Consider the following 14,689-nt stretch of genomic DNA (forward strand, 5'->3'; position numbering starts at 1 on the left):
TCGCAGCGACCATGACGACCTCACCCACCGGGGTACGCCCCGAGCCCGCCTCCTTCCGCGACCCCGCCAACCGGGTCTTCCACGTCGGCGACGAAGTGTTGCGCGGGCTCGACGCCCAGGCCGCCGAGCACTGGCGCACCCTCGCGGCCAGCCCGTTCTTCCCCGCCCTCGTCTCGGCGGGAAAGGTCTGCGCCACCGAGGACGCCCCGCCGACGCTGGCACCCGCCGGCTCCGGGTGGGCGGCGGTGCTACGCCACGAGCGCATCCCGTTCGTCTCCCACCCGTACGAGTGGTCCTTCGGCATGCTGCGCGACGCCGCGCTGCTGCACCTGGAGATCCTGCGGACCGCTCTCGCCGACGGCTTCACCACCAAGGACGGCTCCGCCTACAACCTCCAGTTCAGGGGCGCGAAGCCGGTCTTCATCGACATCGGCTCCTTCGAACCGGTGCGTGACGGCGAAGCGTGGGCAGGCTACCGGCAGTTCTGCCAGACCGTGCTCTATCCGCTGCTGCTCACCGCGCACCTGGGCGTGGACTTCCAGCCCTGGCTGCGCGCCCAGGTCGACGGCATCGAGGCCGAGCAGTTACGCCCCCTCTTCGGCGGCACCCGCCGGCTACGCCCCGGCGTCCTGACCCACGTGCACCTGCACGCCGCCATGCAGCAACGCAACGCCGCCGCCAGCACCAACGACGTCAAGGCCCAACTCCGGGCCGCCGGTTACTCGCGCCAGTTGCAGGTGGCCACGGTACGCGGCATCGAGAAGCTGGTCCGTCGGTTGGAGCACCGCCCCGCCGGCAGCCACTGGTCGGACTACCAGCGCACCTGCGGCTACTCGGCACGCGACCGGGTCGTCAAGGAGCAGTTCGTGGTCGCCGCCGTGGCCGCCGCCGGACGGCCGCGCCTGGTGCTCGACCTGGGCGCCAACGACGGCCGGTACGCCCGACTGGCCGCCGGGCACGCCGACTACGTGGTCGCCGTCGAGCAGGACCCGGCCGTCGTCGACGAGCTGTACCGAGCGCTGCGCTCCGAGGGGCAGCACCGCATCCTGCCGCTGGTGGTCGACCTGGCCGACCCGTCCCCCGGCGGCGGCTGGCGCGGCGTCGAGCGCGCCGGCTTCGCACAACGGGCGTCGGCAGACGTCGTCCTCGCCCTGGCCCTGGCGCACCACCTGGCCATCGGCCGCAACGTGCCGCTGCCGGAGGTCGTCGACTGGCTGGCCGGGCTGACCGCGCCCGGCGGGGCCGTGGTGGTCGAGTTCGTCCACCCGGACGACCCGATGGCCGCCCGGCTGCTGGCCAACAAGCCTCGGGGCCTCTTCCCGGACTACCGGCGCGACACCTTCGAACGGCTCCTCGCCGCCCGGGGCCGGATCACCGACCGGCTGGAACTGCCCTCGGGCACCCGCACGCTCTACCGGACGGTGATGGGTGGCTGACCCGCCCGTCGAGTCCCCACCCGACCGGGGGCGGTGGGACCGGGGTTGGAGGGGCGAGCTGGGCCGACTACTGGAGATCGTCGCGCTCGTCGGACTGGTCGTCACCCAGCCGCTGCTGGACGTGCTCGGGCGCAGCCCCGACTTCTTCCTCTTCCACCGCGCCGACACCGGCCACATCCTGCTGCTGGTCGCCCTGGTGGCGCTCGTACCCACCGCGCCCGTGGCGGCGCTCGGCCTGCTCAGTCGACTCGCCGGCCGAACCGCGCGCGCGCTCACCCACACCGCGCTCGTCGGCCTGCTGCTCGCTGCTCTCGCCGTGCAGGTGGGCCGGCACACGATGCCGCTTCGGGGCGTACCCCTGCTCGGTCTTGCCGGTCTGGTCGGTGTGGCCGGCGCGGTGGCGCACCGGCGGTGGCGGGCCCCGGGCCGCGCGCTGCGACTGGCCGCCGCCGGGCCGGTGGCGTTCGTTTCGCTGTTCCTGTTCGTCTCGCCCACCTCGGCGGTCGTGCTGCCGCGCGGTGACGGCGGTGCGGTCGGCACGGCGCAGGGCGCGGCCGTGCACCCGCCGGTGGTCATGCTGATCCTCGACGAGCTGCCGCTGGTCAGTCTGCTCGGCGGCGACGGCAGGATCGACGCGGCACGGTTCCCGCACTTCGCCGAGCTGGCCGCAGGATCGACCTGGTACCGCAACGCCACCGGGGTCAGCGGCTGGACGCCCTACGCGCTGCCGGCGATGCTCACCGGCCGCTACCCGGCGCGGGCTGTCGCGCCGCACTACTCGCAGTACCCGGACAACCTCTTCACCGCCTTCGGCGGCCTGTACGACGTCCAGGCCCAGGAGAGCATCACCCGGCTCTGCCCACCCAGCCGCTGCGAACAGCCGGTCGCCCCCGAGCAGGGCCTCGGCGTGCTGGTGAAGGAGACCGGCAAGCTGCTCGGCAGGGTCGCCGGGCCGACCGAGAGCACCATCGACCCGGAGGACTCCTACCGGGAACAGACGCGGGTCGAGGCCGGTCTGGACGCCGCCGAGCCGGTGCCGGCGGACCCGAAGTTCCGCTGGGACAGTCTCGACGACAACCAACCCGCCCGGTTCACCAGCTTCCTCGCCGGGCTGAAGCCGCAGTCCCGACCCGCCCTGCACTTCCTGCACCTGCTGATGCCGCACTCCCCGTGGGCGTACCTGCCGTCGGGCGCGCGCTACGACGCCCCCGAGGACCTGCCCAACGACGGCGCAGGCTGGGTCGACCTGGCCCGCCAACGCCACCTCGCCCAGCTCGGCTACACCGACCGGCTGATCGGCGAGACGCTGCGTACGCTACGGGCCAGCGGCCTCTACGACCAGGCCCTCGTCGTCGTCACCGCCGACCACGGGGTGAGCTTCCGGCCGGGCGCGCAGGGCCGGGGGATGGACGCCATCAAGGCCGCGGCCGGCGAGGTCGCCTGGGTGCCGATGTTCGTCAAGGAACCACGGCAGCAGACCGGCCGGGTGGACGACCGCAACTGGGAACACGTCGACCTGCTGCCCACCGTCGCCGACGAGGCCGGCATCCGACTGCCCTGGCGGGTGGACGGCCGCTCCGCCCGACAGGCCCCGCGCGCCGACACCACGAAACACTTCTACGACGCCCCCGGGGAGGCGGTCACCTTCGCCGGCGGGGTGCCCACACCACCGCCGCTGCCCACACCGCACCCTCTGGTCGGCACCGAGGTACGCGCCGGCCCGACCGGGGGCAGCGCCACGGTCGCCGACCTGGCCGCGTTCCGGGCCACCGACCCGGACACCGGGACCCTCCCGGCGCTCGTCTGGGGTGACGTGCCGGACGCGATACCGGACGGCACGCTGCTGGCCGTCGCCGTCAACGGGCGGATCGGCGCGGTGGTCCCGGTGGTGCCGACAGACCCGGGCGGCCGCCGCTTCGCCGCGCTGCTCACCGACGACCGGCTGTTCCACGCCGGCACGAACCAGCTCGACGTCTACCAGGTCACGGCCGGTACGACGCTGCGCCGCCTGACGCTGTCCTGAGCTGGCGGTGTCGCGCTGGTTCCAGCCGGCTGTCGAGGGCTCCCGGCTGCCGGGATTTCGGGTTTCCCGGCCTCCTGGTCGGGAATCGGGTGACGCATACCTCACCGCCGAACCACGGCGGGCGGTGTCCCCCGGACCGCAATTACGGTAGAAGCGAAGGCAATTCAACGTAGATCTGCCGGCGAAGCGAGGAACCACATGACGGAAGTCAAGCTCGACCACCCCGGCGGGCAGCTGTCGATGCCGGTGCATTCCGCGGTCGAGGGCCCCGCTGGTATCGGGGTGAGCAAGCTGTTGAAGGAAACCGGGATGACGACGTACGACCCCGGTTTCGTCAACACCGCGGCTGCCTCATCCGCGATCACCTACATCGACGGCGACGCGGGCATCCTGCGTTACCGGGGGTACCCGATCGAGCAGCTGGCCGAGAAGTCCTCCTTCCTGGAGGTCTCGTACCTGCTCATCTACGGCGAGCTGCCCACCGAGCAGCAGCTGACCGAGTTCACCGAGTGGATCCGGCGGCACTCGCTGCTGCACGAGGAGATGCGTCGCTTCTTCGACGGCTTCCCCCGGGACGCCCACCCGATGGCGGTGCTGTCGTCGGCGGTGAGTGCCCTGTCGACCTTCTACCAGGACAGCCTGGACCCGTTCGACTCCGAGCACGTGGAGATCTCCACGGTCCGTCTGATGGCGAAGGTCCCCACCATCGCCTCGTACGCGTACAAGAAGTCCATCGGCCAGCCGCTGCTGTACCCGGACAACTCCCTCGGGTACGTGGACAACCTGCTGCGTATGACGTTCGGTGTGCCGGCGGAGCCGTACGAGGTCGACCCGGTGATGTCGAAGGTGCTGGACATGCTCTTCGTCCTGCACGCCGACCACGAGCAGAACTGCTCCACGTCGACCGTCCGCCTGGTCGGCTCCAGCAACGCCAACCTGTTCGCCTCCGTCTCGGCGGGCGTGAACGCGCTGTTCGGGCCCCTGCACGGCGGGGCCAACCAGGCGGTGCTGGAGATGCTCCAGCAGATCCACGCCGGTGACGGCGACGTCCGGTCCTTCGTCCGCAAGGTCAAGGACAAGCAGGACGGCGTCAAGCTCATGGGCTTCGGCCACCGCGTCTACAAGAACTACGACCCGCGGGCGGCGATCGTCAAGAAGGCCGCGCAGGACGTGCTGGGCCGCATGGCCAAGCCGGACCCGCTGCTGGACATCGCCATGGAGCTGGAGGAGATCGCGCTCGCCGACGACTTCTTCGTCTCCCGGCGGCTCTACCCGAACGTGGACTTCTACACCGGCCTGATCTACAAGGCCATGGGCTTCCCCACGAAGATGTTCACGGTGCTGTTCGCGCTGGGCCGGCTCCCCGGCTGGATCGCCCAGTGGCGCGAGATGATCAGCGACCCGGAGACCAAGATCGGCCGTCCGCGGCAGGTCTACGTCGGCGCCCCCGAGCGGGACTACGTCCCGTTCAACGAGCGCTGACCTCCACTTCTTCGTACGACCGCAGGCCGTCGACCCGATCCGGGTCGGCGGCCTGCGCCGTCCGGGCCGAACCTCGACCAAGGGGTCAGAAGGCGGAGATGTCGCGGGCCCGCTCGCTGCGGCTCAACGCGCCGATCAGCGCGGACTGACCATGCCGGCGGACGGCCAGCCGCACCAGCAGGTCGCGTACGGGTTCGAAGACCTCCGCCGGGAAGGTCGGCGTGGGCACACCGACGCTGACCGCGAGGTCGTCGGAGTGCACGACGATCTCCAACTGGCGCGTGAGCAGGAAGTCGGCGCGGCGCAGGGACCAGCCCTGCCACGGGATCGGCACCACGTCGAGGGCGCCTTCGCGGGACAGCGGGTCGCTGACCTGTGCCAGTGCCTCGCCAGAGCGGGCGTGCAGGTCCGCGGGGCCGCGCAACGCGTCGGCCTCGTCCGGGCCCTCGGCGACGGCGTCCTCGTCGGGAGTGCCCTCGGTGACCCAGGCGGCCCGCTCGTAGTGGCTGTCGGCCGATTCGAGCGTGGGCAGGTCGGTGGTCGTCGGCAGCAGCTCCGCCGCCCGTACGGCCTGCCGCCCGAGATGGCACGCCAGCGCCCCCACGGACAGGTGTGGCAGGGCGCTCGGTTGCGACCACTGCGCCGACACCTCGGGGTGCCGGATCAGGTCCAGTGCGATCGTGGCGGCGACCGGGAAGGCGGCATCGAGGGGCGTGCGGCATCGAGGGGCGTGCGGCATCGAGGGGCGTGCGGTGACCGACTCGGCCTACAGGAAGTCGGGGTGTCCAGGTGGTGTGGACACCCCGACTTCACGGAACGCGAGTCGATCAGGTGGACGCGGGTGGATCAGGGCGAGCGGAGGCCTCTTAGCGGAGGCCGGCGGCGGCCAGCAGGTTGCCTTCGGGCAGCGCGGGGAGGGCCCGGCCCTGGGACATGCGCTGCTCGGCGCGCTCTGCGGTGAACGTGGCGTCGTTGGCGATGGCGGCGCCGTAGCTGGCGGCGGTGCGCTGGGCGATGGCGGACCAGCCGTACTGGTCGTGGACCGTCCGGCGGGCGCGGCGGGCCATGGCGCGGGCACGTTCACGGTCGGACAGCAGCGCGTCGACGGCGTCGGCGAGGCTGTCCGGGTCGTGGGGGCGGAACGTCATCCCGGTCGCGCCCGGCTCGACGATCTCGGCGAGGCCACCGGTGGCGGCGACGGCCAGGGGCGCTCCGGCGGCGGCACCTTCGAGGGCGACCATGCCGAACGGCTCGTAGATGCTCGGCACGGCGAAGCAGTCGGACGCCGCCATCAGCGCCGGCAGGTCGTTGCCGCCCAGGAAGCCCGGCATGGTCACCATGTCGCTGAGGCCGTGGCGGTGCACCTCGGCCTCCAGTTCGGCCCGGTACGGGCCGTCGCCGGCGATCACCGCGCGCAGCCCAGGGTGGCGCTCCCGCAGGCGGGGCAGGGCGGCGATGAGGTGCTGGACGCCCTTCTCGTACACCAGCCGACCGGCGAAGGTCACCAGCGGGCCGTCCCCGGCGAACCGGGCACGCGCCGCGGCGACGTCCCGCGCCGGCACCTTCCAGCGGTACGACTCGACGCCGTTGGCGACCACGTCGACGCGTCCGACCGGTACGCCGAACAGGGCGTTGACCTCGTCACGCATGTAACCGGAGCAGACGATCACCCGGTTGGACTCGCTGCTGAGCCACTGCTCGACACCGTGGATCGTGCGGTTCATCTCCTCGGGCAGCCAGCCCTGGTGCCGACCGGCCTCGGTGGCGTGGATGGTGCTGACCAGGGGGATGTCCAGGTGGTCGCGCAACGTCATCGCGGTGTGCGCGACGAGCCAGTCGTGGGCGTGGATGACGTCGTACGCGCCGGCCTGGGTGGCGCGCAGGGCGGTGCGGGTGAGGGTGTGGTTGAACGCCATGGTCCAGGCCAGGAGTGAGCCGGTGGCCAGGGGGAACGCCACCGGGTCCTCGGGAGCGCGCAGGATGCGGACGCCGTCGGCGTACTCCTCCAGGGGCGCGCCCTCGGCGTGGCGGGTGACGACGGTGACCTCGTGCCCGGCGGCGGCCAGGGCGACGGACAGGGCGTGGACGTGGCGGCCGAGGCCACCGACGAGCACCGGCGGGTACTCCCACGACAGCATGAGGATGCGACGGGTCTGCGGCGGCACGCCGGGACCGGGCTGCGTCGGCACGATCGCACCGGGCTGCGTCGAAACGACAGCGGCGGAGCCGGAGGACGCGGGTAGCGGGTGTCGAGAGGTGAGGGTGGGCCGGTGGGTCCGGTCCTTGGTGGCAGCGAGCTGCTCATCGACCCGCAGGGTCGTCACATCTATCTCCGTCCATGCATGGTGAGGCGCGCCGGCGTCAGTGGCGGCGGAGAGGGGGGTGAGAGGGTGGCCGAGGGCCGATCGGGACGCGCTGGCGCGTGTCCCCCGACAAGCAAAGGCCATTCGGCGCGGGTTCGCACCTCCAAAACGGCCATGGTGACGGAAGACACCTGAGGGTGTAGCGCTCATCAGACGGGTGGATTCCGGTCACCGCCTGAAAGGATGGATTGGCGCGCCCGGAGCGGGGGCACTACCCGCTTGCGCGCGGGCGGCTGCGGCCGGTGCGCACATCACCATGGCTTGAGGGAGCGACATGCAGGTCTGGCCGGGCGAGCGGTATCCCCTGGGCGCCACCTACGACGGGATGGGCACCAACTTCGCCATCTTCTCCGAGGTGGCCGAGCGGATCGAACTGTGCCTGTTCGACGAGTGGGACACCGGCGCGGAGCGCCGCGTGGAGCTGCGGGAGGTCGACGCGTACGTCTGGCACGCGTACCTGCCCGGCATCGAGCCGGGGCAGCGCTACGGCTACCGGGTGTACGGGCCGTACGACCCAGCGAACGGGTTGCGCTGCAACCCGAACAAGCTGCTGCTCGACCCGTACGCCAAGGCCGTCGACGGTGACGTGACGTGGGACCCGGCGGTGTACGACTACGAGCTGGGCGACCCGGAGCGGATGAACGAGACCGACTCGGCGCCGTTCATGCCGAAGTCGGTGGTGGTCAACCCGTACTTCGACTGGGGCAACGACAAGCCGCCGCGCACCCCGTACCACCACTCGGTGATCTACGAGGCGCACGTACGCGGGCTGACGATGCGGCACCCGGACATCCCGGAGGAGCTGCGCGGCACGTACGCGGGGATCGCCTCCCCGCCGATGATCGAGCACCTGACCCGGCTCGGGGTGACGGCGATCGAGCTGATGCCGGTGCACGAGTTCGTGCACGACCACCGCCTCGTCGACCTGGGCCTGCGTAACTACTGGGGTTACAACACGATCGGCTTCTTCGCCCCGCACCACGGTTACTCTGCGCTCGGTCACCTCGGGCAGCAGGTGCAGGAGTTCCGGGGCATGGTCAAGGCGCTGCACGCGGCGGGCATCGAGGTCATCCTCGACGTGGTCTACAACCACACCGCCGAGGGCAACCACCTCGGGCCGACGCTGAGCTTCAAGGGCGTGGACGCGCCGAGCTACTACCGGCTCAGCGAGGAGGACCGGCGGTACTTCGTCGACTACACGGGCACCGGCAACAGCCTGAACGTGCGCAGCCCGCACTCCCTGCAACTGATCATGGATTCGTTGCGGTACTGGGTGACCGAGATGCACGTCGACGGGTTCCGCTTCGACCTGGCGGCCACCCTGGCCCGCGAGTTCTACGAGGTGGACCGGCTCTCCACGTTCTTCGAGGTGGTGCAGCAGGACCCGGTGGTCAGCCAGGTCAAGTTGATCGCCGAGCCGTGGGACGTCGGCCCGGGCGGCTACCAGGTGGGCAACTTCCCGCCGCTGTGGACGGAGTGGAACGGCAAGTACCGGGACACCGTGCGGGACTTCTGGCGTGGTGAGCCGGCCACCCTGGCCGAGTTCGCGTCGCGGATCTCCGGCTCGGCCGACCTCTACCAGGACGACGGCCGCCGCCCGTTCCACAGCATCAACTTCGTGACCGTGCACGACGGGTTCACCCTCAATGACCTGGTGTCGTACAACGACAAGCACAACGAGGCCAACGGCGAGGACAACCGGGACGGCGAGAGCCACAACCGGTCGTGGAACTGCGGCGTGGAGGGCGACACCGACGACGAGACGGTGCTCGCCCTACGGGCCAAGCAGCGGCGCAACTTCCTGGCCACGATGATGCTGTCGCAGGGCGTGCCGATGATCGGCCACGGCGACGAGCTGGGCCGCACCCAGCACGGCAACAACAACGCCTACTGCCAGGACAGCGAGCTGGCCTGGATCGACTGGGACAACGCCGACGAGCAGTTGCTCGACTTCGTGCGCACGCTCACCGACTTCCGCAAGCGCCACCAGGTGTTCCGCCGTCGCCGCTTCTTCACCGGCCTGCCCGTCGGTGGGCGGGACGTCGACGCGCCCCTGCCGGACCTGGCGTGGCACACCCCGGACGGGCGGGAGATGACCGGCGAGGACTGGGGCAACGACTTCGGCCGGTCGGTGGCGCTGTTCGTCAACGGCGAGGGCATCCGTGAGCGTGGCCAGTACGGCCAGAAGCACCACGACGCCTCGTTCCTGCTGTGCTTCAACGCCCACGACGCGCCGCTGGACTTCACGATGCCCGGCAGCGAGTACGGGCAGAAGTGGGAACGGGTGATCAGCACGGCCGACCCCGAGCCGGACGACGCCACAGTGATCAGCGCGGGCGGCACCATCCGGGTGCCGGACCGGTCCCTCGTCGTGTTGGAGAGGATGATCTGACATGCCGGCCACCCCTCCGGAGTCCACCTACCGCGTCCAGGTCCGCCCCGGCTTCGACCTGGACGCGACCGCCGCGATCGTCGACTACCTGCACGACCTCGGCGTCAGCCACCTCTACACCGCCCCGCTGCTGGCCGCCACGCCCGGCTCGCAGCACGGCTACGACGTCGTCGACCACCGCGCCGTCAACCCGGAGCTGGGCGGGGAGGCCGCCCGTCAGCGGCTGGTGCGCGCCCTGCGCGACAAGCAACTCGGCCTGGTCGTCGACATCGTGCCGAACCACGCCGGGGTCGCCGTCCCGCCGGCCAACCCGGCCTGGTGGGACGTGCTGCGCCGGGGGCGCGACTCGTCGTACGCCGACTGGTTCGACATCGACTGGGACCGGGGCCGGCTGCTGCTCCCGGTGCTGGCCGACGACGCGGCTGCCCTGAACGACCTGAAGGTCGTCGACGGTGAGCTGCGCTACCACGAGCACCGCTTTCCGATCGCCGACGGCACCGGCGACGGCAGCGCCCGCGAGGTGCACGACCGGCAGCACTACGAGTTGGTGTCCTGGCGGCGCGGGGACGCCGAGCTGACGTACCGCCGGTTCTTCGCCATCGCGGGCCTCGCGGGCCTGCGGGTGGAGGACCCGGCGGTGTTCGCGGCCGTGCACGAGCTGATCCTGCGCTGGGCCGCCGCCGGTGAGGTCGACGGCATCCGCGTCGACCACCCGGACGGCCTGCGCGACCCGGCCGGCTACCTGGCGCGGCTGCGCGAGGCCGCGCCGGACGCCTGGCTCGTGGTGGAGAAGATCCTGGAGTACGGCGAGGAGCTGCCGGACTGGCCGGTGGACGGCACCACCGGCTACGACGCCCTGGCCGCCGTGAACGGGCTCTTCGTCGACACCGACGCCGAGGGCGACTTCACGGTGCTGGACACCCGGCTGACCGGGCAGCGCACCTCGTGGGAGGACCTGACCCACTCCACGAAGCTGGCCGCCGCCACCAACCTGCTCGCGGCCGAGCTGACCCGGCTCGCCGCACTTGCCCCCGAGGTGCCGACCGAGCAGGCTCGCGAGGCGCTCGCCGAGCTGGCCGCGGTGTTCCCGGTCTACCGGGGCTACCCGCCGCACGGCGTCCGGCACCTCGCCGCCGCCCGCTCCGAGGCCGGTCGCCGCCGACCCGACCTGACCGGCGCCCTGGACGCCATCACCCGCCGCCTGCGCGACCTCGACGACGAGCTGGGCATGCGGTTCCCGCAGCTCACCGGCGCGGTCATGGCGAAGGGCGTGGAGGACACCGCCTTCTACCGGTGGACGCGTTTCGTGGCCCTCAACGAGGTCGGCGGCAGCCCCGCCCACTTCGGGGTGCCGCCGGCGGAGTTCCACCGCTTCGCCGGCGCCCGCCAGGTCCGCTGGCCCGCCAGCCAGACCACCCTCTCCACCCACGACACGAAGCGCGGCGAGGACGTCCGCGCCCGCCTCGCCGTGCTCAGCGAGCTGCCGGGTCAGTGGGCGGAGCAGGTCAAGACCTGGATGGAGTACGCGCCGCTGCCCGACCCGGCGTTCGCCCACCTGCTCTGGCAGACGGCCGTCGGCGCGTGGCCGATCGAGCGGGAGCGGCTGCACGCGTACGCCGAGAAGGCTGCCCGGGAGGCCGCGGCCTCGACCAGTTGGGCGGACCCGGACCCGGGTTTCGAGCAGGCCATGCACGCGGTCATCGACCGCATGTACGACGACCCGGCGCTGCACGACGAGCTGACCGAACTCGCCGCCGCGATCACCCCGGCCGGCTGGTGCAACTCGCTCGGGCAGAAGCTGATCCAGCTCACCATGCCGGGCGTGCCGGACACCTACCAGGGCACCGAGCTGTGGGACAACTCCCTGGTCGACCCGGACAATCGCCGGCCGGTCGACTTCGACGTACGCCGAGAGATGCTGGCGCGGCTCGACGGCGGCTGGCGTCCCCCGGTCGACACCGACGGAGCGGCGAAGCTGCTCGTCGTGTCGCGGACGCTGCGCCTGCGGCGGGCGCACCCGGAGCTGTTCACCGGCTACCGGCCGGTGCCGTCGCACGGGCCGGTCGGCCGGCACGTGGTGGCCTTCGACCGGGGTGGCGTGATCGCCGTGGCGACCCGACTGCCGCTCGGCCTGGCCCGTGCCGGTGGCTGGTGTGACACAGCTTTGTCGCTTGGTGTTAACGAGGTGAAGGACCTGTTCACCGGTCGGGTCTACAGTGGCGGGGAGGTCCCGTTGGACAATCTCCTCGCGGACTATCCCGTTGCTCTGCTGGCTCCTCCCACCGCTGCCGAGGAGGCCCCGTCATGACCGAATTCTCCGTCTGGGCACCCGACGCCAGCCGGGTGCGCCTGCGCCTGGCTGGCGACACCGACCACGAGATGCGCGCCGCCGCCGACGGCTGGTGGACGGTCGACGTGCCCGACGCCGGCCTCGACTACTCCTTTCTGCTGAACGACGACGAAACCGCGCTGCCCGACCCCCGCTCGCCGTGGCAGCCTGCGGGTGTGCACGGGCCGAGCCGCCGCTACGACCACAGCGCCTACGCGTGGTCCGACAGCGCGTGGACCGGCCGGCAACTGCCCGGCAGCATCCTCTACGAGCTGCACATCGGCACCTTCACCCCTGAGGGCACCTTCGACGCGGCCATCGACCGCCTCGACCACCTGGTGAACCTCGGTGTCGACCTGGTCGAACTGCTCCCGGTCAACGCCTTCAACGGCGAACACAACTGGGGGTACGACGGTGTCTGCTGGTACGCCCCACACGAGCCCTACGGCGGCCCCGACGGCCTGAAACGGTTCGTCGACGCCGCCCACTCCAAGGGGTTGGGGGTGATCCTGGACGTCGTCTACAACCATTTCGGGCCCTCCGGGGCCTACGCGCCACGGTTCGGCCCCTACCTCGCGGAGCAGAGCAACAGTTGGGGTCGCTCGATCAACCTCGACGGCCCGCAGTCGGACGAGGTACGCCGCTACATCATCGACAGCGTGCTCATGTGGCTGCGCGACTACCACGTCGACGGTTTGCGGCTCGACGCGGTACACGCGCTGCCGGACACCCGTGCGGTGCCTCTGCTTGAGGAGCTGGCCGTTGCCGTCGAGTCGCTGTCGACACACCTGGGCCGGCCGCTGTCGCTGATCGCCGAGTCCGACCTGAACGATCCGCGGCTCATCACCCCTCGCGAGGCGGGCGGGTTCGGCCTGCACGCCCAGTGGAACGACGACGCCCACCACGCGCTGCACACTCTCCTTACCGGCGAGCGGCAGGGGTACTACGGCGACTTCGGGTCGTTGGAGACGCTGTCTGACGTCCTCACCGGCGGGTTCTTCCACGCCGGCACCTGGTCGAGCTTCCGCAACCGCCACCACGGGCGGCCCCTGGACTCCCGCGTCCCTGGTCACCGGTTGGTCGCCTACTTGCAGAACCACGACCAGATCGGCAACCGGGCCACCGGGGACCGGATTTCGGCCTCCCTCTCGTCCGCCCTCGTCCGGGTCGGGGCGATGCTGCTGCTGACCGCGCCGTTCACGCCGATGCTGTTCATGGGGGAGGAGTGGGCGGCGTCGACGCCGTGGCAGTTCTTCACCTCGCACCCTGAGCCGGAGTTGGCCTCTGCGGTGCGCACCGGTCGCCGGCGGGAGTTTGCCTCGCACGGGTGGCCGGAGGGGGACGTGCCGGACCCGCAGGACCCGGAGACGTTCGTACGGTCCCGGTTGGACTGGGCTGAGCTGGACAAGCCTGAGCATGCCTCGATGTTGGCGTTTTATCAGCGGTTGATCTCGTTGCGGCGGTTGGTGGCGGACCTGTCCGATCCTCGGATGCACGCGGTGTCGGTGCAGCACGGGGATCAGTTCCTGCTAATGCGGCGGGGGGACACGTTGGTGGTGGCGAACTTCGCTGGGCGGGGGCAGGGGGTGTCGCTGCCTGGGGTGGCTCGGCGGGTGCTGCTGGCTACCGGCGAGGGTGTCACGGTGATGCGGGACCGGATTGAGCTACCTGCGGAGACAGCGGCGATCGTGGCGCTTTGAGTAGAGACTCGTGGATACCTGCCAGCCGACGATCATGCGGGAGTACACGTCGAGGACGAACGCGGCGTACACCCAGCCCACACTGGTACGCACGTAGGTCAGATCCGCGACCCACAGCTGGTTCGGATGTTCTGCGGTGAAGTCCCGTTTGACCAGGTCAGCAGGCCGTCCGGTCTCAGCCGCCGGTCGGGTCGTGCGCGGCGACTTGTCGCGCAACAGCCCGCGTAGCCCAGACTCGCGCATCAGCCGCTCGACGGTGCACCGGGCTACCCCGATGTCCTGGCGGTGCAGCTCGTACCAGATCTTGCGGGCCCCGTAAACGCCGTAGTTCTCCGCGTGGACCTGCTCGATCACCGCGGTCAGCTCCTCGTCGCGTCGAGAGCGTGCGCTGGCGGGGCGGGTCTTGGCGGCGTAGTAGGTCGACGGTGCGATCGCTGCGGGCGTGTCTTCGAGCGCCCGCAGGACCGGTTGGACACCGTGTTCGACCCGCTGGGAGTCGACGAAGGCGACCTTCATCGCGACGGACGGTCCAACTCCGCCGCGAAGAAAGACGCCGCGGACCTCAGGATCTGGTTCGCCCGCCGCAGCTCACGGACCTCCCGTTCCAACACGGCGAGGCGTTGTGCGTCGCTGCTGGTCATGCCCGCACGCTCACCGGCGTCGACCTCGGCCTTCTTCACCCATGTCCGCAACGCCTCTGGATGAACCCCGAGCTGACCCACGATCCGCCGGATCGCACCGACCGCCGACGCCGGATCCCGCCGAGCCTCGACCGCCAACCGGGTCGCACGCTCACGCAACTCATCGTTGTACTTCTTCGGTGCAGGCATCGCCGGTGTTCCTCCAGGATTAGATGTCTCCATCTAACCTGAGCTTCCCCCGCTTTGATGGAGGGGTGTTTACCTGCTGCCGGTCGGTGCAGGGGTGACGCTATCTGGCTCGGTCTGGCTGGTGTGTTGGTGGT

The 14,689-nt window shown here is 71.0% G+C and carries 10 protein-coding genes; 6 read left to right on the plus strand and 4 right to left on the minus strand.

The genetic code is table 11. The annotated features are described in order from the left end of the window. The first annotated feature begins 11 nt into the window (after positions 1 to 11). From ACGFH9_RS07410 to ACGFH9_RS07420, 3 genes are all read left to right on the plus strand, one after another. Positions 12 to 1,436: a methyltransferase gene (locus ACGFH9_RS07410; RefSeq protein ID WP_393216584.1), complete on the plus strand. Its 1,425-nt coding sequence runs from the start codon at positions 12 to 14 to the stop codon at positions 1,434 to 1,436. Further along, the gene (locus ACGFH9_RS07415; RefSeq protein ID WP_393216586.1) at positions 1,429 to 3,459 is read left to right on the plus strand and encodes a sulfatase-like hydrolase/transferase; all 2,031 of its coding nucleotides are present in this window, start codon (positions 1,429 to 1,431) and stop codon (positions 3,457 to 3,459) included. The genes ACGFH9_RS07410 and ACGFH9_RS07415 overlap by 8 nt, the downstream gene beginning before the upstream one ends. A gap of 198 nt (positions 3,460 to 3,657) precedes the next feature. After that, on the plus strand, positions 3,658 to 4,941 hold the full coding sequence (locus ACGFH9_RS07420; protein ID WP_393216588.1) for a citrate synthase: 1,284 nt from the start codon (positions 3,658 to 3,660) through the stop codon (positions 4,939 to 4,941). A gap of 85 nt (positions 4,942 to 5,026) precedes the next feature. On the opposite strand, the gene ACGFH9_RS07425 is transcribed toward ACGFH9_RS07420, so the two are convergent. Together ACGFH9_RS07425 and ACGFH9_RS07430 are read right to left on the minus strand one after the other, a co-directional pair. Continuing rightward, on the minus strand, positions 5,027 to 5,680 hold the full coding sequence (locus ACGFH9_RS07425; RefSeq protein ID WP_393216590.1) for a maleylpyruvate isomerase N-terminal domain-containing protein: 654 nt from the start codon (positions 5,678 to 5,680) through the stop codon (positions 5,027 to 5,029). Positions 5,681 to 5,807: 127 nt separating this feature from the next. Then, entirely contained in the window at positions 5,808 to 7,265 is a 1,458-nt protein-coding gene (locus ACGFH9_RS07430) for a glycosyltransferase family 4 protein (protein ID WP_393216592.1), read from the minus strand. A 313-nt stretch (positions 7,266 to 7,578) separates the two neighbouring features. On the opposite strand from ACGFH9_RS07430, the gene glgX reads away from it, so the two are divergent. The 3 genes from glgX to treZ are packed head-to-tail and all read left to right on the plus strand — an operon-like array spanning position 7,579 to position 13,725. Further along, positions 7,579 to 9,696, plus strand: coding sequence for a glycogen debranching protein GlgX (gene glgX / locus ACGFH9_RS07435; protein WP_393216594.1), 2,118 nt, complete (start codon positions 7,579 to 7,581; stop codon positions 9,694 to 9,696). Position 9,697: 1 nt separating this feature from the next. Then, on the plus strand, positions 9,698 to 12,004 hold the full coding sequence (treY, locus tag ACGFH9_RS07440; RefSeq protein WP_393216596.1) for a malto-oligosyltrehalose synthase: 2,307 nt from the start codon (positions 9,698 to 9,700) through the stop codon (positions 12,002 to 12,004). Further along, on the plus strand, positions 12,001 to 13,725 hold the full coding sequence (treZ, locus tag ACGFH9_RS07445; protein WP_393216598.1) for a malto-oligosyltrehalose trehalohydrolase: 1,725 nt from the start codon (positions 12,001 to 12,003) through the stop codon (positions 13,723 to 13,725). The genes treY and treZ overlap by 4 nt, the downstream gene beginning before the upstream one ends. Here treZ and ACGFH9_RS07450 read toward each other — a convergent pair. Beyond that, positions 13,690 to 14,241, minus strand: a complete 552-nt coding sequence (locus tag ACGFH9_RS07450) for an IS3 family transposase (protein WP_393216600.1) — start codon at positions 14,239 to 14,241, stop codon at positions 13,690 to 13,692. The two genes, treZ and ACGFH9_RS07450, sit on opposite strands and share 36 nt — an antisense overlap. Continuing rightward, positions 14,238 to 14,555, minus strand: coding sequence for a transposase (locus ACGFH9_RS07455; RefSeq protein WP_393216602.1), 318 nt, complete (start codon positions 14,553 to 14,555; stop codon positions 14,238 to 14,240). The genes ACGFH9_RS07450 and ACGFH9_RS07455 overlap by 4 nt, the downstream gene beginning before the upstream one ends. Between the last annotated feature and the right edge of the window lie 134 nt (positions 14,556 to 14,689).

It is taken from the genome of Micromonospora sp. NPDC049102 (assembly GCF_043197485.1).
In the GTDB taxonomy this organism is placed as follows: Bacteria; Actinomycetota; Actinomycetes; order Mycobacteriales; family Micromonosporaceae; genus Micromonospora.

Bases quoted from the DNA above. Each gene is read 5' to 3' on its own strand.
- ACGFH9_RS07410 (WP_393216584.1), top strand. From the start codon at position 12: ATGACGACCTCACCCACCGGGGTACGCCCCGAGCCCGCCTCCTTCCGC.
- ACGFH9_RS07420 (WP_393216588.1), top strand. From the start codon at position 3,658: ATGACGGAAGTCAAGCTCGACCACCCCGGCGGGCAGCTGTCGATGCCG.
- ACGFH9_RS07425 (WP_393216590.1), bottom strand. From the start codon at position 5,680: ATGCCGCACGCCCCTCGATGCCGCACGCCCCTCGATGCCGCCTTCCCG.
- glgX (WP_393216594.1), top strand. From the start codon at position 7,579: ATGCAGGTCTGGCCGGGCGAGCGGTATCCCCTGGGCGCCACCTACGAC.
- treY (WP_393216596.1), top strand. From the start codon at position 9,698: ATGCCGGCCACCCCTCCGGAGTCCACCTACCGCGTCCAGGTCCGCCCC.
- treZ (WP_393216598.1), top strand. From the start codon at position 12,001: ATGACCGAATTCTCCGTCTGGGCACCCGACGCCAGCCGGGTGCGCCTG.
- ACGFH9_RS07450 (WP_393216600.1), bottom strand. From the start codon at position 14,241: ATGAAGGTCGCCTTCGTCGACTCCCAGCGGGTCGAACACGGTGTCCAA.
- ACGFH9_RS07455 (WP_393216602.1), bottom strand. From the start codon at position 14,555: ATGCCTGCACCGAAGAAGTACAACGATGAGTTGCGTGAGCGTGCGACC.